The sequence below is a fragment of the Polynucleobacter sp. MWH-Spelu-300-X4 genome (genome assembly GCF_018687515.1).
Classification (GTDB): domain Bacteria; phylum Pseudomonadota; class Gammaproteobacteria; order Burkholderiales; family Burkholderiaceae; genus Polynucleobacter.
Genome location: NZ_CP061294.1, coordinates 471,319 through 489,809, shown reverse-complemented (window position 1 = coordinate 489,809; position 18,491 = coordinate 471,319). Strand labels below are relative to the sequence as shown.

General features: G+C 42.6%; 18 protein-coding genes. 10 read left to right on the top strand and 8 right to left on the bottom strand.

Going from position 1 to position 18,491, the window contains the following annotated elements; all coding sequences use genetic code 11:
• The first annotated feature begins 21 nt into the window (after nucleotides 1–21).
• A complete protein-coding gene (locus ICV01_RS02530) occupies nucleotides 22–756 on the top strand; it encodes a pseudouridine synthase (RefSeq protein ID WP_215288292.1) in 735 nt (244 codons plus the stop codon).
• Between the two features lie 99 nt (nucleotides 757–855).
• The gene (locus tag ICV01_RS02525; RefSeq protein WP_215288290.1) at nucleotides 856–2,157 is read left to right on the top strand and encodes a U32 family peptidase; all 1,302 of its coding nucleotides are present in this window, start codon (nucleotides 856–858) and stop codon (nucleotides 2,155–2,157) included.
• Between the two features lie 136 nt (nucleotides 2,158–2,293).
• Here ICV01_RS02525 and ICV01_RS02520 read toward each other — a convergent pair whose 3' ends face one another.
• Together ICV01_RS02520 and crcB are read right to left on the bottom strand one after the other, a co-directional pair.
• Nucleotides 2,294–2,593 (bottom strand): antibiotic biosynthesis monooxygenase, encoded by a 300-nt coding sequence (locus ICV01_RS02520; protein ID WP_215288288.1) that lies wholly within the window; start codon nucleotides 2,591–2,593, stop codon nucleotides 2,294–2,296.
• A 50-nt stretch (nucleotides 2,594–2,643) separates the two neighbouring features.
• Entirely contained in the window at nucleotides 2,644–3,021 is a 378-nt protein-coding gene (gene crcB / locus ICV01_RS02515; protein ID WP_215288286.1) for a fluoride efflux transporter CrcB, read from the bottom strand.
• Nucleotides 3,022–3,110: 89 nt separating this feature from the next.
• Between crcB and ICV01_RS02510 the strand changes: the two genes are divergently transcribed.
• Both ICV01_RS02510 and ICV01_RS02505 read left to right on the top strand, forming a co-directional pair.
• On the top strand, nucleotides 3,111–3,656 hold the full coding sequence (locus ICV01_RS02510; protein ID WP_215288284.1) for a TIGR00730 family Rossman fold protein: 546 nt from the start codon (nucleotides 3,111–3,113) through the stop codon (nucleotides 3,654–3,656).
• 47 nt (nucleotides 3,657–3,703) lie between these two features.
• A complete protein-coding gene (locus ICV01_RS02505; RefSeq protein ID WP_215288282.1) occupies nucleotides 3,704–5,116 on the top strand; it encodes an MBL fold metallo-hydrolase RNA specificity domain-containing protein in 1,413 nt (470 codons plus the stop codon).
• A 3-nt stretch (nucleotides 5,117–5,119) separates the two neighbouring features.
• Here the strand turns inward: ICV01_RS02505 and ICV01_RS02500 are convergent, their stop codons facing one another.
• Together ICV01_RS02500 and ICV01_RS02495 are read right to left on the bottom strand one after the other, a co-directional pair.
• On the bottom strand, nucleotides 5,120–6,328 hold the full coding sequence (locus ICV01_RS02500; RefSeq protein ID WP_215288281.1) for an NAD(P)/FAD-dependent oxidoreductase: 1,209 nt from the start codon (nucleotides 6,326–6,328) through the stop codon (nucleotides 5,120–5,122).
• Between the two features lie 24 nt (nucleotides 6,329–6,352).
• A complete protein-coding gene (locus ICV01_RS02495) occupies nucleotides 6,353–6,805 on the bottom strand; it encodes a DUF4442 domain-containing protein (RefSeq protein WP_251369375.1) in 453 nt (150 codons plus the stop codon).
• Nucleotides 6,806–7,002: 197 nt separating this feature from the next.
• Between ICV01_RS02495 and ICV01_RS02490 the strand changes: the two genes are divergently transcribed.
• The 3 genes from ICV01_RS02490 to ICV01_RS02480 all read left to right on the top strand — a co-directional run bounded on the left by ICV01_RS02490 (nucleotide 7,003) and on the right by ICV01_RS02480 (nucleotide 9,673).
• Nucleotides 7,003–7,317 carry a c-type cytochrome gene (locus ICV01_RS02490; RefSeq protein WP_215288279.1) on the top strand — a complete coding sequence of 105 codons (315 nt, stop codon included), beginning with the start codon at nucleotides 7,003–7,005 and terminating at the stop codon, nucleotides 7,315–7,317.
• 166 nt (nucleotides 7,318–7,483) lie between these two features.
• Nucleotides 7,484–8,242: a metallophosphoesterase gene (locus tag ICV01_RS02485; RefSeq protein WP_215288278.1), complete on the top strand. Its 759-nt coding sequence runs from the start codon at nucleotides 7,484–7,486 to the stop codon at nucleotides 8,240–8,242.
• Between the two features lie 6 nt (nucleotides 8,243–8,248).
• Entirely contained in the window at nucleotides 8,249–9,673 is a 1,425-nt protein-coding gene (locus ICV01_RS02480; protein WP_215288277.1) for a bifunctional serine/threonine-protein kinase/universal stress protein, read from the top strand.
• Nucleotides 9,674–9,692: 19 nt separating this feature from the next.
• Here ICV01_RS02480 and ICV01_RS02475 read toward each other — a convergent pair whose 3' ends face one another.
• Complete coding sequence (locus ICV01_RS02475) at nucleotides 9,693–10,133, bottom strand: rubrerythrin family protein (RefSeq protein ID WP_215288273.1); 441 nt, start codon at nucleotides 10,131–10,133, stop codon at nucleotides 9,693–9,695.
• A 150-nt stretch (nucleotides 10,134–10,283) separates the two neighbouring features.
• On the opposite strand from ICV01_RS02475, the gene ICV01_RS02470 reads away from it, so the two are divergent.
• Genes ICV01_RS02470 through ICV01_RS02460 form a run of 3 tightly spaced genes read left to right on the top strand, consistent with a single transcriptional unit; the run spans nucleotide 10,284 to nucleotide 14,494 of the window.
• Nucleotides 10,284–10,856, top strand: coding sequence for a TMEM165/GDT1 family protein (locus tag ICV01_RS02470; RefSeq protein WP_215288271.1), 573 nt, complete (start codon nucleotides 10,284–10,286; stop codon nucleotides 10,854–10,856).
• Nucleotides 10,857–10,881: 25 nt separating this feature from the next.
• On the top strand, nucleotides 10,882–13,497 hold the full coding sequence (pepN, locus tag ICV01_RS02465) for an aminopeptidase N (RefSeq protein ID WP_215288269.1): 2,616 nt from the start codon (nucleotides 10,882–10,884) through the stop codon (nucleotides 13,495–13,497).
• Between the two features lie 10 nt (nucleotides 13,498–13,507).
• Nucleotides 13,508–14,494 (top strand): class 1 fructose-bisphosphatase, encoded by a 987-nt coding sequence (locus ICV01_RS02460; RefSeq protein ID WP_215288267.1) that lies wholly within the window; start codon nucleotides 13,508–13,510, stop codon nucleotides 14,492–14,494.
• A 95-nt stretch (nucleotides 14,495–14,589) separates the two neighbouring features.
• Here the strand turns inward: ICV01_RS02460 and ald are convergent, their stop codons facing one another.
• The 3 genes from ald to ICV01_RS02445 form a co-directional block, all read right to left on the bottom strand.
• Nucleotides 14,590–15,705: an alanine dehydrogenase gene (ald, locus tag ICV01_RS02455; RefSeq protein WP_215288265.1), complete on the bottom strand. Its 1,116-nt coding sequence runs from the start codon at nucleotides 15,703–15,705 to the stop codon at nucleotides 14,590–14,592.
• A complete protein-coding gene (locus tag ICV01_RS02450) occupies nucleotides 15,705–17,075 on the bottom strand; it encodes an amino acid permease (protein ID WP_215288263.1) in 1,371 nt (456 codons plus the stop codon). Before ICV01_RS02450 ends, ald begins: the two co-directional genes overlap by 1 nt.
• 263 nt (nucleotides 17,076–17,338) lie before the next feature.
• On the bottom strand, nucleotides 17,339–18,490 hold the full coding sequence (locus ICV01_RS02445) for a hypothetical protein (RefSeq protein ID WP_215288261.1): 1,152 nt from the start codon (nucleotides 18,488–18,490) through the stop codon (nucleotides 17,339–17,341).
• Between the last annotated feature and the right edge of the window lies 1 nt (nucleotide 18,491).

Here is an 18,491-nt window from a genome sequence, read left to right as displayed (position 1 = left end):
GAAGTAAGCGATAATTCGTCTGTGGAAAAAGTACGCATCTCAAAATTAATGTCCGAACAAGGCATCTGCTCACGTCGTGAGGCGGACAGCTATATTGAACAAGGCCTAGTTCTCGTGGACGGAGTCGTTGTTAGTGAATTAGGCGCACGCGCCTTCCCTAGCCAAAAAATAGAATTAAAAAAAGCAGCCGTGGCTCAACAGGCACGTCGCTATACGATTATTCTCAATAAACCAGTGGGGTATATCTCCCACTTTGACGAGGATCGTGAATACAAACCAGCGGCCTCATTGATTACGCCTGAAAATCAATTTGTGCATCAACTATCAGCTCACCTACCAGGAAAATTTAATACTAGAGGTTTAGCTCCTGCTGGTCGTTTAGATATTGATTCAAGCGGGCTGCTTGTTTTAACTCAAGATGGCCGCATCGCTAAATTGTTAATTGGCGAAAATAGCCCCATCGAAAAAGAATACCTTGTACGGGTTGAAGGTACCTTAACTCCAGAAGGACTACGTCTTTTAAACCATGGTTTAAGTCTTGATGGTGCAGCTTTAAAGCCTGCCAAAGTTAGTTGGCAAAATACTGATCAACTACGCTTTGTTTTACGTGAAGGTAAAAAACGTCAAATTCGTCGTATGTGTGAATTAGTCGGTTTAAAGGTGATTGGTCTTAAACGTATCCGCATTGGACAAATTCCTTTAGGCAATTTACCCGTAGGTCAATGGCGTCACTTAGGCCCTAATGAGCGTTTTTAAACATTTTTTAAACTCTTTTAGCTTCACCATCTGAAATACCCCTAGGTTTCTCAAGCCCTTATCAGGCAAAAATACCTGAAAACCCATAAAATACGGGCTATGAAAACACCAGAACTATTAGCACCAGCAGGTAGCCTTACCATGCTGAATACAGCCTTTGACTTTGGGGCGACCGCCGTTTACGCAGGTCAGCCACGCTACTCATTGCGCGTTCGCAACAATGATTTCGGCAATCTCGAAGTTTTACGTGAAGGCATTGATACAGCACACGCTCAAGGTAAACAGTTTTACTTGGTATCCAACATCTTCCCTCATGGGGCTAAAACTCGCACCTATGTTAGAGATATGGAACCCGTGATCGCCCTTAAGCCAGATGCGCTGATCATGTCTGATCCAGGTCTCATCATGTTAGTACGAGAAAACTGGCCAGATATGCCGATTCACCTATCGGTTCAAGCCAATACAGTAAATGGTCACGCTGCCAAATTTTGGCAATCCGTGGGTGTTAGCCGCGTCATTCTGTCACGTGAATTATCACTAGATGAGATTGAAGCTGTTCGCCAAGATTGTCCCGACATGGAAGTCGAAGTATTTATTCATGGCGCCCTATGCATCGCTTACTCTGGCCGTTGCTTGCTATCCGGTTACTTTAATCACCGCGACCCAAACCAAGGCACTTGCACCAACTCATGCCGCTGGGACTACAAAGTAGCAAAAGCAACAGAAGATGCAACTGGCGACATTTACCTTCTTGAAGAAGGTAACCGTCCTGGCGAATGGATGCCCATTGAAGAGGATATGCACGGCACTTACATCCTCAACTCGAAAGATTTACGCGCGATTGAACATGTACAACGCTTAACTGAAATGGGTATTGACTCCTTCAAAATTGAAGGCAGAACCAAGTCACCTTATTACGTTGCGCGCACGGCACAAGCTTATCGCCAAGCGATTGATGATACGGTAGCGGGTCGACCATTTAACCCAGAATTATTGGGTCATTTGGAAGGTCTTGCTAACCGAGGTTACACAGATGGCTTCTACCAAAGACACCACGATAAAGATTATCAAAATTACTTACGAGGGTTCTCCATCTCTGGACGTAGCTTGTATGTTGGCAACGTCACAGAAGTTGATACAACTAAAGAACTTGTCAAGATTGAAGTTAAAAATCGCTTCGCTGTTGGCGATAAGTTGGAAATCATTCAACCTAACGGTAATACTGATTTTGTCATTCAAGAAATCTTTAACCAAAAAGGTGAGCCTATGCGCGTGGTTCCAGGTGCAGGCTATACCGTTTGGGCAAAATTACCATTAAGTTCTAATGGTGCTTTCTTGGCTCGTTACACAGAGCAAGAAAACGCTTCAAAACTAGAACAAATCCCTATTATGGAAGCCTAAACAACTTTAAGTAGCTCAAACTGTTATAAAAAAGGCTCTATCAGTGATAGAGCCTTTTTAGTTTGCGACTTTCTGTTTATTACTTCTGTCTTATTACTACTTTCTTATTACTTCTTTTTGCTCAATCTTTATCAAATTAAGACTTACTAGCCAAAGTGAAATGCTCAACCACTGGTGGCTGCAAGAAGAACGGCCCCACATGAGAACGCCACGTAGCAAACGCATCAGAGCCTCTAAAGTCGACGGTATGGTTTTCAAGCGTTTCCCAATAAATCATCAAAATATATCTACCCGGCTTCTCCACGCTAGCATTTAATTTATAGCCACGAAAACCTTTTGCCGGCGCAATCGCTGCGGTAATACCCGCAATAACCGCTTGCTCAAAACCATTCTTATTAACTGGGTCAATCGTGATATCCGCTATTTCTAAAATCATTACCTACTCCTCGTTTTATCTGATTATTTTTATATTGTCTTCATTAAAAATTACTTGAACCATCCATAAGAAGCAATCCCAAGAATGGTTAACGCTAAAGAACCTAAAAGATGAAGCCCAATCGTCAAGAAGGCTCTCACATAAGCGCCTGATTGAAGGATTTCAATGACCTCGGCACTAAATGTGGAGAAAGTGGTTAAGCCCCCCAAGAAACCTGTAATAACCAGCAAACGTAACTCTATTGGCAAATCGGCATGAGCCCCAAAAAAGCTACTAGCTAAACCCACCAAATAACCACCTATTAAATTAGCGGCCAAAGTCCCCAAAGGCATCGCAGCCCAAATGGCATTGAGCCCTAAAGCCAAAAGCCAACGAGATACAGCGCCAACGGCGGCGCCAATGCTAATTGCTATGATTGACTGCAACATATCCATTTTTCCTATGCAAACATCCACTGGATACTCATATTAACAACCATTTCCTACGGATGGTGATCAGAGTAGATTATGCTTGAGTTATGAAGAAAAATATTTGCGTATTTTGTGCCTCTAGGCAAGGCGACAATCTCAACACAATTGCCAAGGCTAGTGACTTAGGGCGTGCGATTGCCGATTCAGGATATGGCTTGGTCTTTGGAGGGGGGCAACTTGGTCTAATGGGCACCGTTGCTAGCGCAGCCATTGAAGCTAATGGACATGTCATCGGCATCATCCCGAAAGGTCTTACCTCAAGAGAGCCCGTTCAACAAGAATTAAAAGAGCTATTTGTCGTTGATGACATCATTGAACGTAAGCGTTTAATGATTGAACGCTCTGCTGCGTTTGTGGTTTTGCCAGGAGGGTTAGGCACCTTGGATGAGCTTTTTGAAGTGTGGACGGGCAAACAGGTTGGCGCACACAATAAGCCCGTGATCATTGCCAACTGGGATGGTTATTACGATAAGTTAATTGCTTTTTTAAAACAGGCTGATGAGCACGGTTTTTTGAATGGCGATCATCTCAGTCACATCAACATTACTCACTCGGTTGAAGAGTTAATGAGCGTATTAGATCAATTACTATAAACAAACATTCATTAATGTCTTCATCAGTTCATTAATCAAGGGAATATATGCATATTAAGTTTTTTGGCGCGGCGGGAGAGGTAACCGGATCACGCCACTGCATTAGTGGCGAAATAGATCGTCAACCCTTCCAGTTCATGATTGATTACGGCATGTTTCAGGGCGGAAGAGATGCCACTGATAAAAACTTAGAATCATTACCATTTAACGCATCAGATATTGATTTTGTTATTCTGACCCATGCCCATATCGACCATAGCGGATTACTACCTCGCTTATGCGCACAAGGTTTCAAAGGAACTATTTACTGCACCAAAGCGACCGAAGCACTTTTAAAAATTTTGCTTCTTGATAGTGCACATATTCAAGAATCGGACTTCTCAAGAGCCGAGCGCAAACAACAAATGGGCAAATGGCATGGTGAACTTCCCACAGTGCTTTATACGGTTAAGCAAGCCACTGAGTGCTTATCTCAACTCAAGTCTTATGACTATGGCCAGGTTTTTGAACCCATCAAAGGTATTGCTACACACTTCCGCAACGCTGGCCACATTATTGGTTCTGGCATTGCCATTATTGATATCACGGATCAAGGCTTAACTAAACGTCTTGTTGCTTCTGGTGATATTGGTATGTATGACAAACCACTCATGCCCAACCCAGACACTATTGAATCAGCTGATATTCTTTTAGTGGAATCAACTTATGGCGACCGACTTCATAAAGGCTTACAAGAAACTGAGGATGAATTAGTCGAAGTTATTAGCAACACCATGAAGCATGGTGGCAATGTTGTCATGCCAGCCTTTGCCGTTGGCAGAACTCAAGAAATACTGTTATTACTGATTGAGTTAGTCAGAAAAAAACGTTTACCTCATATCAACATCTGGGTTGATTCACCAATGGCCACAGCAGCCACCCACTTAACCGAACGGTATTTCGATGAACTAGATGAACATGCGCAAGGTGCTTTTAGCTGGTTCAAGAAAAATTCAGATGCACTAACATTGCGCTTCGTAGCTGATGTGGAAGAATCGAAAGCTCTAAATAAAATTAAGGGTGGCGCCGTGATTATTTCAGCGAGCGGCATGTGTGAAGCAGGCCGCATTTTGCACCACCTCACGGAAAACCTACCCTATAGCCAAAATGCCATCATCATTACCGGCTTCCAAGCTCAAGGTACTTTGGGTAGACGACTTGTTGATAAAAACCCAATGGTCAAGATCATGGGTAAAGAAGTGAGCGTTAGAGCCTCTATTCACACAATTGGCGGCCTATCGGCTCATGCAGACCAAGCTGGCTTACTACAATGGTTGAAAGGCTTTAAAAAAGCGCCAGAAAAAATATTTGTGGTGCATGGTGAACCGAATGCCGCAAGCAATTTCTCCAAAGTCATTGAATCAGAACTTGATTGGAAGCATGTGGTTATTCCACAGCGCGGCGATTTATTTCCCTGCTAACTTTCAAAGGGCTTGTGCGCAAGCATAAGCACTTGACCAAGCCCATTGGAAGTTATGTCCGCCCAAATGCCCAGTAACATCAACGCACTCACCAATGAAATAAAGTCCAGGGTGATTTTTACTCATCATCGTTTGGCTATCTAAGGCTCTTGTATCAACCCCGCCCAACATGACTTCCGCTTTTTTCCAGCCCAATGTTCCGGCAGGCTTCACCGTCCAACGCGTCAACAAATCTTTTAGAGCTTGACGATCTTTCTTTCCAACTTCAGCCCATTTACGCCCAAGAAGATTTTTCTGTTCAGCAAAAGATTTTGCTAAACGTTGTGGTAGCACTATAGCTAAGATGGTTTCGGTTAGCTTTAGTCGATTAGCCTCATCATTAAATAACTCATCACAATCCACTTCATTTAACCAATTAATCGTGATAGTTTCCCCCTCTTGCCAATAACTACTGGCCTGCAAAACAGCTGGTCCAGAAAGACCCTTATGGGTTAACAACAAATCCTCATCAAAATAACAAACTCCATAACGCTGCCCCTTTTGACCAGCGCTTATTTTTACAGGCACACTTAACCCTGATAACTCACTTAAATTCGAAAACTCATCTGAAGTAAACGATAGAGGAACCAAGCCTGGTCGAATAGCAGTGACGGGCAAATCAAATTGCCGAGCAATATCCAGCGCAAAGTCAGTCGCACCAATTGCTGGCACAGGCAAACCTCCCGTAGCCATCACTACAGAACGTGCATGCTCTACACCATGATTGGTTTTAACAATCCACCCATGCATATCTTGAGTCACCTGCTCAATTACGACGGGATGGCGAATCACTACCGACCCTTTTTGACACTCAGAAAATAACATTTCCACAATCTGTTTTGCGGAAACATCGCAAAAGAGTTGTCCTTTGTGTTTTTCATGAAAAGCAATGCCGCAACTCTTAACAAGATTAATAAAATCTTGTGGTTTGTATTTTGAGAATGCGCTTTTTATAAAGTTAGGATTATCAGAAAGAAAATTTGCTGGTGAAGAATTGATATTAGTGAAATTACATCGGCCACCGCCACTGATGCGAATCTTTTCACCCAAAACTTCCGCATGATCCAATACCAATACCTTCTTACCCAATTGCCCAGCGAGGCCAGCACAAAATAAGCCAGCTGCACCGCCTCCAATAATTACTGCATCCCATCTTTGCTGCTGTTCCGACATGATTACTTTCTAAGAAGCTAATTTTTATTTTTTAAGCTGTTTTTTACGCACGTAAAGTGTCTTAACAACACGAGCCACCACATCCCCGCCCGCATCTTTCACCTCAACAGAAAAATCTCTCAATACTTTTTGACCATTAGCTGCGGCGCTTATCATTTCTTCGACTTGAGCATCAGTAATCTCAAATTCTGCACGCACAGTTCCTTTACCGGGTTTTAAAAAATCAATTTTTGCGGACTGATCCCACACAACATAACCCTTACCTAACTGATGCTGAACCAAAATCATGAAAAATGGGTCGGTCATTGCAAACAAACTGCCGCCAAAATGAACGCCAACAATATTACGATTGGTTATGCCCATTCTTAATCGAACCCTAGCAGTTTTATAGTCTTTACCAATATGCTCGACTTTAATCCCTGCACCTATAAAAGGCGGCCAAAGATTCATGCCATGTTGCAATAATTTAGGATTCATTAGGGCTAACCGTTAACAATCATGATGGCCGATTATTCCATAGGCCAAGATTACCCTCCCAAAGATAGCCCAAACACCTAACTAAGCAGTGTATTTAAGCCAAATATCTTCTTTTGCGCTGTTCTCTTTCCATAATAAATGTGCAAAAATGGCCTCTGATTTAATATTTGCCAAGTATTTTCGTTAAGGGGATTCATATGAAAGCATTAGTAGCTTTATTTGCAACAGTAGGTATTTTGGCTGCTCCAGCAGCAATGGCATCACCAAAAGATATCGCTTCCAAAAACGCCTGCTTAGGCTGCCACGCTGTGGATAAAAAAGTCGTAGGTCCAGCATTTAAAGATATTGCTGCTAAGTATGCAGGTCAAGCTGATGCAACGGCTAAATTGGCTAAAAAAGTAAAAGCGGGTGGCTCAGGTGTTTGGGGTCCAGTTCCTATGCCAGCTAATGCAGGCATCAGCGAAGCCGATACAAAACTTGTAGTTGAGTGGATTTTGGCAGGCGCTAAATAATTATCTTAAGTAATTATTCGTATTAGCACCTATTTGTGTGCATGCAAAAGCCACCTCCGGGTGGCTTTTTTATTGACTGAAATTCTTTTTTTAATTTCTTTATCTAAATCAAAAAAAATAAGCCAAATGTCAGCAAACTATCCGTTTATTGGCCTATCATTTAAGGATGTCCTCCGATAGAAAAATCGCCCTCTTTGCTGATATTCATAGCAACCTTGAAGCTTTCGAGGCATGTATGGAGCATGCCGAAGAGCAAGGCGCCAATGAATTTGTTTTCTTAGGTGACTTAGTAGGCTACAACGCCGACCCTAAGGCAATCATTGAAAAAGTTTCAGAATTAATCGATAAAAATAAAGCGATTGCGGTGATGGGTAACCATGATCAAGCCATCTTTACCGATCACTCTACTCGCATGAATAAAGCAGCGTGGGCTGCAATTCAATGGACCCGCGAACAATTGGGCGACGACCATACCCATTTTCTAAAACAGCTGCCACTCATTCATAAAGAAGAAGAAATTTGTTTTGTGCATGCATCTGCAGCCAAACCGGAAAACTGGAGTTATGTTGATGGCGGCATGGCTGCTTGGCATTGCGCCGAATCCTCAGAAAGTATTTACACCTTTGTTGGTCATGTTCATGAAGCGACTGTGTATTACCAAAGCACCGTTGGCAAATTGATGCGCTTCCATCCTCATCCAGGCGAACCAGTTCCTATGTCAAGACATAGACGCTGGGTCACCATTGCCGGCTCTCTCGGGCAACCACGAGACGGCAACCCTGCTGCTGGTTACGCTTTATTTGAGCCTGATGAAGAATGCGTTACTTTCCATCGCGTAGACTACGATCATTACAAAGCCGCTGAAAAAGTTCGTAAAGCAGGTCTACCAGACGAGCTCATTAATCGCCTACTCACAGGAAAATAATCGGCCATGGCGATTAATAAACAAATTGAATCTATCAATGAGATTTTCCAAGAAGGTAAAGAAATTGATGGTTTTTTAATTGGTCAAGAAGTTCACCGTGGCGGCATGGCTGTTTTATATGAGGCCACTAAAGAAGGTGTGCTTTACCCTATTCTTTTAAAAGTACCTCGTGTTGGACGCGACCAACCGGTAGAAAGCTTAATTGGCTTTGAAACCGAACTAACCATCATGAAGGCTCTAAAGAGCCCTTATGTGCCAAGACTAGCTGGCGCGGGAAACATGGCGCGCAAACCTTATATTGCGATGGAGCGCTTAGAAGGTCGTCCACTAACAGAATTACTCGAAGAGCAAGGTGGTCGTTTAGAAGATATTTCTCAAGTGGTTGAAATTGTCGCGAATATTTCTTTAGCGGTGGCTAGTCTGCACGCGCAAGATGTCATACACCTCGACTTAAAACCAGAAAATATTTTAATTGGCAAAGACAATAAGATTGCCTTGATTGATTTTGGTTTAGCCCACCATATGCGTTACCCAGATTTACTGGTTGAGCAAATGCGTAAAGGAGTTGGATCAGCGCCCTATATCTCTCCAGAACAAGTCATGGGTATGAGAAATGATTGGCGCAGCGATATTTTTGCTATTGGCGCCATTCTCTATGAAATGCTAACCGGCGAGTTTCCTTTTGGCGCTCCAAGCACTATTGGCGGCCTACGCAAAAGAATGTGGATGGAACCACTTCCACCAAGAGCTATCCGCAAAGAAATCCCTTTATGGCTACAAGAAGTAGTTTTACGTTGTTTAGAGCCTTTAGCTAGCAACCGTTATCAAAGTTCCACACGGCTACGTCAATTATTAAGAGCTCCAGAAGGCGTGCAATTAACTGAGCGTGCTGAAAAACTCTATCCTAATAGCGCCTGGCAAAACATGAAGCGCTGGTTTAGGGCGGCAGGTTACGAACCATCACCATGCCCCAAACCTAGCATTGCTCAAGATAATGCCCCGTTAATTATTGCTGCGATTGACACCCGTCAAAATGATGAGGTTTTACGACAACGCATGCAAAGCACTGCTAAACATTTATTACAAGCCTACCCAGAGAGTCGTTTAATTTGCTTAAGTACCATATCTAGCACGCCGACATTTGAAGGCAGCAATGAAGATGAAACGGCATCAGGAATTGTTCGTGGTCATTTGGTGCAATTAATGGATTGGGCAAAGCCATTACAAATGCCTACCGAGCGCCTATCCTTCCATGTGCTAGAAGCCATGGATCCAGCCTCTCGCATTGTTGAGTTTGCAGAGGACAATCAAGCATCCATGATTTTGATTGGCGCATCACATAAGATCCCGACCAAAGTCACCCCATGGCGAACCTCTATGACAAAAATTGTCGAAGAAGCGCCATGCAGCGTTCACATTGTCAGAAGCTGAAATTTAAAATCTTGAGCTATCACTTATCGGCTCGCGCCAATAAATCATTTAAAGCTTTTTGATACCGCTCTGCATGAGAGCGTTCCGCCCGCTCTAAAGTATCAAACCATTCTGCAATTTCATCAAAGCCTTCTTCTCGAGCAGTTTTAGCCATCTGCGTATACACATCGGTGAACTCATGCGTCTCACCATAAATGGCCGCCTCTAAAGCTTCTTGAGGGGTGCGGCTAGGCAACCCTGTAATAGGCTCGCCAGCACCACCTTCAATTAAGAATTCCATGTGACCATGTGCATGCCCCGTTTCACCTTCAGCCGTTGATCGAAACAATGCGGCCAAATCACTTTCCCCTGCCACATCACACATGTTCGCAAAATATAAATAACGGCGGCTAGCCTGCGACTCACTAGCAAAAGCATCTTTTAGACTTTGCTCAGTTTTACTACCTTTAAGTATTGGCACTTCCGCCCCCCATTAGCAAATTAAATCAATGTTTCAAACTAGACCTGTATAGTTTATGTCTAACTAATCTTATTAGCAGACACGCTTTTGTTAGTTTTTATAATAGCGCTATATTTGAAACCATTTCTGAACCCATAACTTATTGAATCCATGGACTTTAATTCATTCCTTTTAGCCACCAGTATCGTTGCTCTTGCTGAAATTGGCGATAAAACCCAATTGTTATCGCTCATGCTAGCGAGTCGGTATAAAGACCATCATTGGGGCATCATTTTTGGCATTTTGATTGCCACACTCTTAAATCACGCTTTAGCAGCTTGGGTGGGAAGCGCAGTATCCCAATGGATTAATCCTGAAGTGATGCGTTGGATACTTGGTGTTGGCTTTATAGCTTTAGGCCTTTGGTTATTAATCCCAGATAAATTGGATGGTGACGAAAATACTCCTAGCACCCATAGCCCTTGGAAAATATTTACGATCACTACGTCTTTATTCTTTATGGCTGAAATGGGCGATAAAACTCAAGTGGCAACCGTGGCACTAGGCGCTCGCTATGATGATTTACTCGCCGTAGTTGCCGGAACAACTTTGGGCATGATGTTAGCCAATGCTCCTGCCGTTTGGTTAGGGAAGAAATTCACAAAAGCCCTACCCATTAAATGGGTTCATGGCGTTGCTTCATTCTTGTTTATCGTTATGGGTATCGCAACCCTTGTGATTTAATAATTTTTAGCACCAGAAAATATTTATGGCCCGCACAGATAGTCCCGTTACATTTTTAAGAAGCGAATACAAAGAACCAGCTTTTTTAATTCAAACAGTTGATTTGGATATTGCATTAAATCCAGCGCGCACGATTGTGGTTAATCGCATGCAAATGAAACGCAATGATCGCGCGGGCCAAAATCAATCACTAATCCTACATGGCGAAGAACAAGAGCTTGTGAGCGTTCGAGTCAACGGTGTCATCATCACTGATTATGTATTAACCCCAGAATCATTAACCTTAAAAAATCTACCCGATACTTTTGAGTTAAGCATCACAAGCGCCTGCGTACCAGAGAAAAATACCTCCTTGATGGGGTTATATGTCTCTAATGGAAATTTCTTTACGCAATGCGAGGCAGAAGGCTTTAGAAAAATCACTTACTTCCTAGATCGCCCAGATGTGATGGCGACTTACCAAGTCACACTCCGCGCTTTAAAAGCACAATTTCCAGTGCTCTTATCTAACGGTAATTTGATTAAAGAAGAAGAATTAGGCAATGGTTGGCACTCTGCCGTTTGGCAAGACCCATTTCCAAAACCTTCTTACCTATTCGCCTTAGTTGCAGGCAAGCTACACGCTATTGAGCGCACCATTAAAAGTGCGTCAGGAAAGTCCAAATTACTACAAGTATGGGTTGAAGCTAAAGACCTTAGCAAAACTGAACATGCTATGGACTCCCTCATAGCCTCCATTCGCTGGGATGAGCAACGTTTTGGATTAGAACTCGACTTAGATCGCTTCATGATTGTTGCAGTTGGTGACTTCAACATGGGTGCCATGGAGAATAAAGGCTTAAACATTTTTAACACAAAGTTTGTTTTAGCCAACCCAGAAACCGCTACAGATGTAGATTACGGCAACGTGGAGAGCGTCGTAGCGCACGAATATTTCCATAACTGGACAGGTAATCGCGTTACGTGCAAAGACTGGTTCCAACTATCTCTTAAAGAAGGTTTAACTGTTTTTAGAGACCAAGAGTTTTCTGCTGACCAAATGGGTAGCGAATCTGGTAAAGCCGTCAAACGCATTGAAGATGTACGTCTATTACGTCAAGTTCAATTTCCAGAAGATGCTGGCCCCATGGCTCACCCTATCCGCCCAGATAGTTATCAAGAAATTAATAACTTTTACACAGTAACTGTTTATGAAAAAGGTGCGGAAGTTGTCCGTATGCAACAAACTCTTTTAGGTAAAGAGGGTTTCCGTAAGGGCATGGACTTGTACTTTAAGCGTCATGATGGTCAAGCTGTTACTTGTGACGACTTCACAGCCGCCATGGCAGATGCCAATAATAAAGACCTAACTCAATTTAAATACTGGTACAGCCAATCTGGCACGCCAAGAGTAACTGTTAAAGAAAGCTTTAATGACGGCACCTATCAGATAAAGCTATCCCAATCCTGCCCAAGCACCCCAGGACAAACAAAAAAAGAACCATTTCATATTCCACTACTTTATAAATTGATCCACAAAGGAGATGGGACTTTAGATGGGGGGCATGCCCAAGAAAAACTATTTGAACTCACCAAAGCCTCCGAAGTCATTACAGTAACTGGCTTAGCAGATAAACCGGTGTTGTCTATTAATAGAAACTTCTCTGCGCCGATCATCTTGGAATTTGATCAAGATGAAGCTGAGTTACTCACCTTAGTTAAAAAAGATGATGATGCTTTCAATCGTTGGGAAGCCATACAAAAACTATATATTGATAGCATCTTAAGTAACACTACTTTAGATACTGCTGTTATTGACGCTTTACGTGAGTTGTTACTAGACCCGTTACTAGATCCCGCTTTTAAAGATCTTGTTTTTACTCTACCAGCAGAAAGCTACCTCTATGAACAGGTAGCCATCATCGACCCGCAAGCTATTCATTTGTCACGCCGAAAAATAAGAGAGCAATTAGCCACTTCATTACTAGCCGAGTGGACAACAACTTATCAAAACCATCAAACACCAGGAAGCTACAACCCTGATGCTGCAAATGCTGGTCGACGCGCACTTAAAAATTTAGCGCTACATATGCTCATGAGCGCCCAAGCGCCCAATGCCCACAAGTGGGCTCAAGAACAATATCAATCCGCCAACAACATGACAGATCGGTATGGCGCACTAGCAACTTTAGTTAACTTCGCCTCGCCACAAGCAGAAATCTGCCTGAATGATTTCCATCAGCGTTTTTCTGATGACGCTTTGGTTATTGATAAATGGTTCACCCTTCAGGCAACTAGGCAGGAAGATTTAACCGGTCAACACCCCGTCATGGCGGATGTCTTAACTTTAAGAAATCACCCAGACTTCAATATCAAAAACCCCAATAGAGCTAGAAGCTTAATTCATGCTTTCTGCATGAGTAATCCAGGAGCCTTCCACAACCCCAATGGAGAAAGCTACCAATTTTGGGCAAAACAAGTCATAGAACTCAATCAAATCAACCCTCAAGTAGCAGCCCGACTAGCAAGAGGCCTAGACCGCTGGAAACAATTTGCACCGGTTTATCAAAATCATATGAAATCGGCACTAGAATTGATATCTAGACAAGATCATCTGTCATCAGATGTGGCAGAAGTTATTCAAAAAGCTCTACATAGTTAAAAAGGTTCACATGTCCCAAGGTACTACCTTTACACAATATATATCTGCACTAGCGGCTAAAGACTCAAGCATCCCTAGCTCTTTATTGATTTCAGTATCTAACGCTTGCAAACTCATCGCTAAGCAAGTTGAACAAGGTGCATTAGCGGGCATTATTGGCTCAGCAGGTAGCGGCAACGTTCAAGGCGAAACACAACAGAAACTAGATATCATTTCAAACGATATTCTTTTGCAAGCTTGTGGCAAAGAAGCAAGCTTGGCCGCCATGGCATCAGAGGAAATGGAAACCATTTATCCGGCTAATGCGCAAGGCAATCTCCTTCTACTATTTGATCCATTAGATGGCTCATCCAATATTGATGTCAATGTATCGATTGGCACCATTTTCTCTATTTTGAAAAAAAATCATGCGGGTCCAGCTACTGAGCAAGATTTCCTACAATCAGGAAAAGACCAGCTAGCTGCTGGCTATGTGGTGTATGGCCCACAAACCAGTCTTGTATACACAACTGGTCAAGGCGTACATATGTTTACGCTTGATCATGAAACCAATGAATTCCTACTCATCAAAGAGAATGTACAAATCTCTCCTGATACCAAAGAGTTTGCCATCAACATGTCCAATATGCGCCACTGGGACCAGCCTGTAAGACGCTATGTTGATGAATGTTTAGCTGGCGTTGAAGGCTCGCGCAAAAAAGATTTCAATATGCGTTGGATTGCATCTATGGTGGCAGATGTACATAGAATCTTATGTCGAGGCGGTGTATTTATGTATCCATGGGATAAACGCGACCCAAGCAAACCAGGAAAACTACGTTTGATGTATGAAGCCAACCCTATGAGTTTCTTAATTGAACAAGCTGGTGGCGCTTCTGTAAACGGTAAAGAGCGTATTTTAGGCCTACCCTCAGAAAAACTACATCAACGCGTTTCTGTCGTATTAGGCTCAAAGAATGAAGTAGAACTCATTCAGAAATACCATTTGGGAACCTGATTTAGTTCGATTGGGTTGGGTCAGGTTAGATTCAACTACATTCAATGCAAAAGCCACCCTAGGGTGGCTTTTGTTTTAGTTATCCTTCATTGCTCTTAATGAAAGATATTTTTAGGGTCCACAAAATCCAATCCCTGAGCTCGCGCAACAGCCTCACAGGTTATATGGCCCTGATAAACATTAAGTCCATTCAAGAGATGTTGATTATCTTTTAAAGATTTAGCAATTCCTTTATTAGCAATTTCCAAAACAAAAGGTGAGGTTGCATTGGTAAGTGCTATCGTAGATGTTCTAGCTACAGCGCCTGGCATATTGGCCACACAATAATGAACGACATCATCTACTAAATAAATTGGATTATCGTGAGTTGTTGACAAGGACGTCTCAAAACAACCGCCCTGATCAATCGCAACGTCCACTAACACCGCCCCCGGCTTCATTTGAGACACGAGTAATTGAGTCACCAACTTAGGGGCAGATGCACCAGGAATCAATACGCCGCCAATAACCACATCAGCAGCTAAAACAGACCTTTCGATATTAGCTGAGTTTGAATAAATTGTATGAACCCTATTCCCGTAAAGCTCATCAATCTCCCTCAAACGCTCTAAGTTTTTATCTAATATAGTGACATGAGCCCCCATACCGACAGCCATCTTCAATGCTGACTTACCAACAACCCCCGCCCCCAAAATAACCACATTCGCCGCTGGCACACCTGGAACTCCCGCCATTAATATAGCTCTACCACCATGAGATTTTTCCAAGTAATGTGCAGCTGCCTGAATTGACATGCGACCAGCCACTTCACTCATAGGTGCCAATAAAGGCAGACCTCCCGCCACGCTCGTTACTGTCTCATAAGCAATACAAGTAGCACCGGATGCTATCAAAGCATCTGTCTGAGGTACATCTGGCGCTAAATGTAAATAAGTAAACAAAATTTGGTCTTTCTTTAACATCTGACACTCATGTATCTGAGGCTCTTTCACCTTAACAATCATGTCCGATTCTGAAAACACTTCTTTTGCATCATCAATCAACCTAGCACCAGCCATGGCGTAATGATCATCTAAGAATCCAATCGCTTCGCCCGCTTTTCTTTGAATTAATACCTGATGACCATACGTACGTAGATCTTTCACCTGATCCGGCGTTAGCCCTACCCGGTACTCATGATTTTTAATTTCTTTAGGCACACCAATAATCATTACGCTCTCCTATCTTTTTTATGTAAACCAAATGCAAAGTAAAAAACTGTCAATAAAATTAAAATTGGCGGACCCACATAAAATCCCATACGTGTTAAGTCTGAATACCACATCAACCCAATCACAAAAAACACAAAGCCAATCGCAAACCAGGAGGCATAGGGCCAACCCACAGCCTTATAAGACAAGTCTCCAATTTGTTTTTTGCTTAAATGTTTTCTGAAGCAGATTTGCGTTACCAAAATAGCAATCCACACCAATAAACCAATTAAAGTCACCGCAGCAGTAATCCATTGAAATGCTTTTTCTGGAACGAAATAATTAAGTGCGACGCCAAGTGTTGGAAAGATCACCGTAAAAATAATGGCCTTATATGGCACACCCTCACTAGACAGCTCCCCCAAAGCTTTAGGTGCGTTACCCACTCTAGATAAACCTAATAACAATCTGCCGCCACTAAAAATTCCAGCATTGCAAGATGAAAGCGCTGCGGTAATTACAACAAAGTTAATAACGCCAGCGGCCTCTCTAAGACCCATGCTTTCAAACATAGAGACAAATGGACTTCCGCTCGAACCAACCTCATGCCAAGGGAAAATAGAAAGAATGACGAACAATGCGCCCACATAAAAAATCAAAATGCGCCACGCCAAAGAATCAATCGCCATCGGAATTGTTTTACTTGGGTTCTCTGCCTCTCCTGCAGAGAGGCCAATCATTTCAATACCCACATAGGCAAACAGCACCATTTGTAAAGATAGTAAAAATCCCTCGACCCCATTAGGGAAAATGCCGCCATGTTGCCAAAGGTTAGCTACCCCAATCGGTTCACCACCATTTCCCATACCAAAGAAAATCATCCCAAGCCCCATACCAATCATAGTCACAATAGCGACCACCTTGATTAATGAGAACCAGAACTCAAACTCACCAAATACTTTGACAGCGACAAAATTAATGCCTCCCATACAGACGATGGAAGCCAATGCCCAAATCCACTGAGGCACATCGGGAAACCACAAAGACATATACATACCAACAGCAGTCACCTCAGCCAACCCCACCACTACCCAATAGGTCCAATAGCCCCAACCAACGAGATACCCAGCTAATGGGCTCATATATTTACCCGCGTAATGAGCAAATGAGCCAGCGACTGGTTCATGAACAGCCATTTCGCCTAAGGCACGTAAAACAATAAATGCCACTAGGCCAGCCAATACATAACCCAAAATAATGGAAGGACCCGCTAGCTGAATAGCAGTTGCAGAGCCAAGAAATAGGCCAACACCAATAGTTGAACCTAGGGCCATTAAACGTATATGCCTTGGTTGAAGACTTCTTTTTAATTCATGGTTGTTATGAACCATTTTTTCTCCTCTAACTGTTTTAATCGGCAAAAAAACCAATCCAGCGAGAATAGGAGGCAGCGTTTGAAATGTATATGTCTAGAAAATATAGGAACTGATTAATTTGACAAAACTATCAGCGCCTATCAAATGCACCCTTTGTTCTACAAAGAGTTTTTAGAAGGTCATGAAATCTATCTTACAAAAAAATCAGGCTTTTCCTACAAGACAATCAGAAAAATATGACGTTGCTTTAAAGTCAGCGCAAAATCAAAAAGCAAGTGTTAATCAGGGATAAGCAAATCACCAGTTAATGGACAAACCCATCTTGGCGATTCTCGCGAGGTATCAATACAACCACCTTCGGCATAAACACCTTTAGGGTCACGATAACGCATCATGCGATTAATAATTTGAGCATACTGCATCGGATCGGCTAAAGATTTAGCCACCTCAAGCTCAACAATTGACTCATCCATATGAAGCTCGCCATCATCTCCTGTATACGCACCGTCTTTCCAGTGAAAGACTTCAACACATTTAGTTTCTAGCGTAAAAGGGCTATTTCGCTTCCAGAAATTAGTAAAAAGATTATGGCCCAAGTAAATAACCCAAGAACCCTCATAACCAGAGATATCAGAAGATCGGTCATCAGGATTGCGGAACCAAACACGATCACCAGGCACGTAATATTTCATGGGAAAAGGTTCATCAATCGAACCATATTCCTTTAAAAATACTTCATGAAACTCACCAGATCTAATAGCTCTTTTTTCTGAGCGCTTTTCCAATGCTTTTAATAATGTTGGATTACTTCTCTCTAGCTCTTGAGCAATCCCTAAAAGGATGACGTATTCAGTAGCTCGATAACAAGAGAAAGAATAGGCAGGATGCGTAGCATCTGGCTGGGTCGCCTTGGTGAGCGCTTTAATAATCGAAATATCTTCGTTTAATAAAAAACCAGCATCCTCATCGTAATGCCAACAATCCTCAGGCCTTTCAGCAGCATTAGTATCAAAATTCAGCTCTGCCAAATACCCCGCACGCACAATATGATGCCGAATACGTAACGCGGCAGCCAATTCTTCATAAGTTGGAAACACAAAAGGAATGCTCGCTAAAAGCATCGCAATCACAATTTCTTTATCTAAAGCGTCTTCATTTCGACGACTATCAATTCCCAAATGCTCGTTTAAGAGAGTGGTATCCCAATTGGGCGCCCATAAATCTTTATATTCATCCCTTAAGCGAAAAGCAACACAGGCGCCAGCTTGATCTAAAAACTCATCAATATTCACGCAATCATGAAGCTGATGTTTTTGAAGATGTTGAATTGTTTTTAATTTTTCGTTAGAGAGCGCTTCTAAAGAAGCTGCCCTTAACTCAATACCACGCGTCTCAAACTTCATTGAATGATTGTTTGTAGGAAGTGGCATT

Excerpts from the sequence above, each read along its gene's own strand:
- ICV01_RS02525 (WP_215288290.1), top strand. The coding sequence starts at position 856 with ATGAAAACACCAGAACTATTAGCACCAGCAGGTAGCCTTACCATGCTG.
- ICV01_RS02520 (WP_215288288.1), bottom strand. The coding sequence starts at position 2,593 with ATGATTTTAGAAATAGCGGATATCACGATTGACCCAGTTAATAAGAAT.
- crcB (WP_215288286.1), bottom strand. The coding sequence starts at position 3,021 with ATGTTGCAGTCAATCATAGCAATTAGCATTGGCGCCGCCGTTGGCGCT.
- ICV01_RS02510 (WP_215288284.1), top strand. The coding sequence starts at position 3,111 with ATGAAGAAAAATATTTGCGTATTTTGTGCCTCTAGGCAAGGCGACAAT.
- ICV01_RS02505 (WP_215288282.1), top strand. The coding sequence starts at position 3,704 with ATGCATATTAAGTTTTTTGGCGCGGCGGGAGAGGTAACCGGATCACGC.
- ICV01_RS02500 (WP_215288281.1), bottom strand. The coding sequence starts at position 6,328 with ATGTCGGAACAGCAGCAAAGATGGGATGCAGTAATTATTGGAGGCGGT.
- ICV01_RS02495 (WP_251369375.1), bottom strand. The coding sequence starts at position 6,805 with ATGAATCCTAAATTATTGCAACATGGCATGAATCTTTGGCCGCCTTTT.
- ICV01_RS02490 (WP_215288279.1), top strand. The coding sequence starts at position 7,003 with ATGAAAGCATTAGTAGCTTTATTTGCAACAGTAGGTATTTTGGCTGCT.
- ICV01_RS02485 (WP_215288278.1), top strand. The coding sequence starts at position 7,484 with ATGTCCTCCGATAGAAAAATCGCCCTCTTTGCTGATATTCATAGCAAC.
- ICV01_RS02480 (WP_215288277.1), top strand. The coding sequence starts at position 8,249 with ATGGCGATTAATAAACAAATTGAATCTATCAATGAGATTTTCCAAGAA.
- ICV01_RS02470 (WP_215288271.1), top strand. The coding sequence starts at position 10,284 with ATGGACTTTAATTCATTCCTTTTAGCCACCAGTATCGTTGCTCTTGCT.
- pepN (WP_215288269.1), top strand. The coding sequence starts at position 10,882 with ATGGCCCGCACAGATAGTCCCGTTACATTTTTAAGAAGCGAATACAAA.
- ICV01_RS02460 (WP_215288267.1), top strand. The coding sequence starts at position 13,508 with ATGTCCCAAGGTACTACCTTTACACAATATATATCTGCACTAGCGGCT.
- ald (WP_215288265.1), bottom strand. The coding sequence starts at position 15,705 with ATGATTATTGGTGTGCCTAAAGAAATTAAAAATCATGAGTACCGGGTA.
- ICV01_RS02450 (WP_215288263.1), bottom strand. The coding sequence starts at position 17,075 with ATGGTTCATAACAACCATGAATTAAAAAGAAGTCTTCAACCAAGGCAT.
- ICV01_RS02445 (WP_215288261.1), bottom strand. The coding sequence starts at position 18,490 with ATGCCACTTCCTACAAACAATCATTCAATGAAGTTTGAGACGCGTGGT.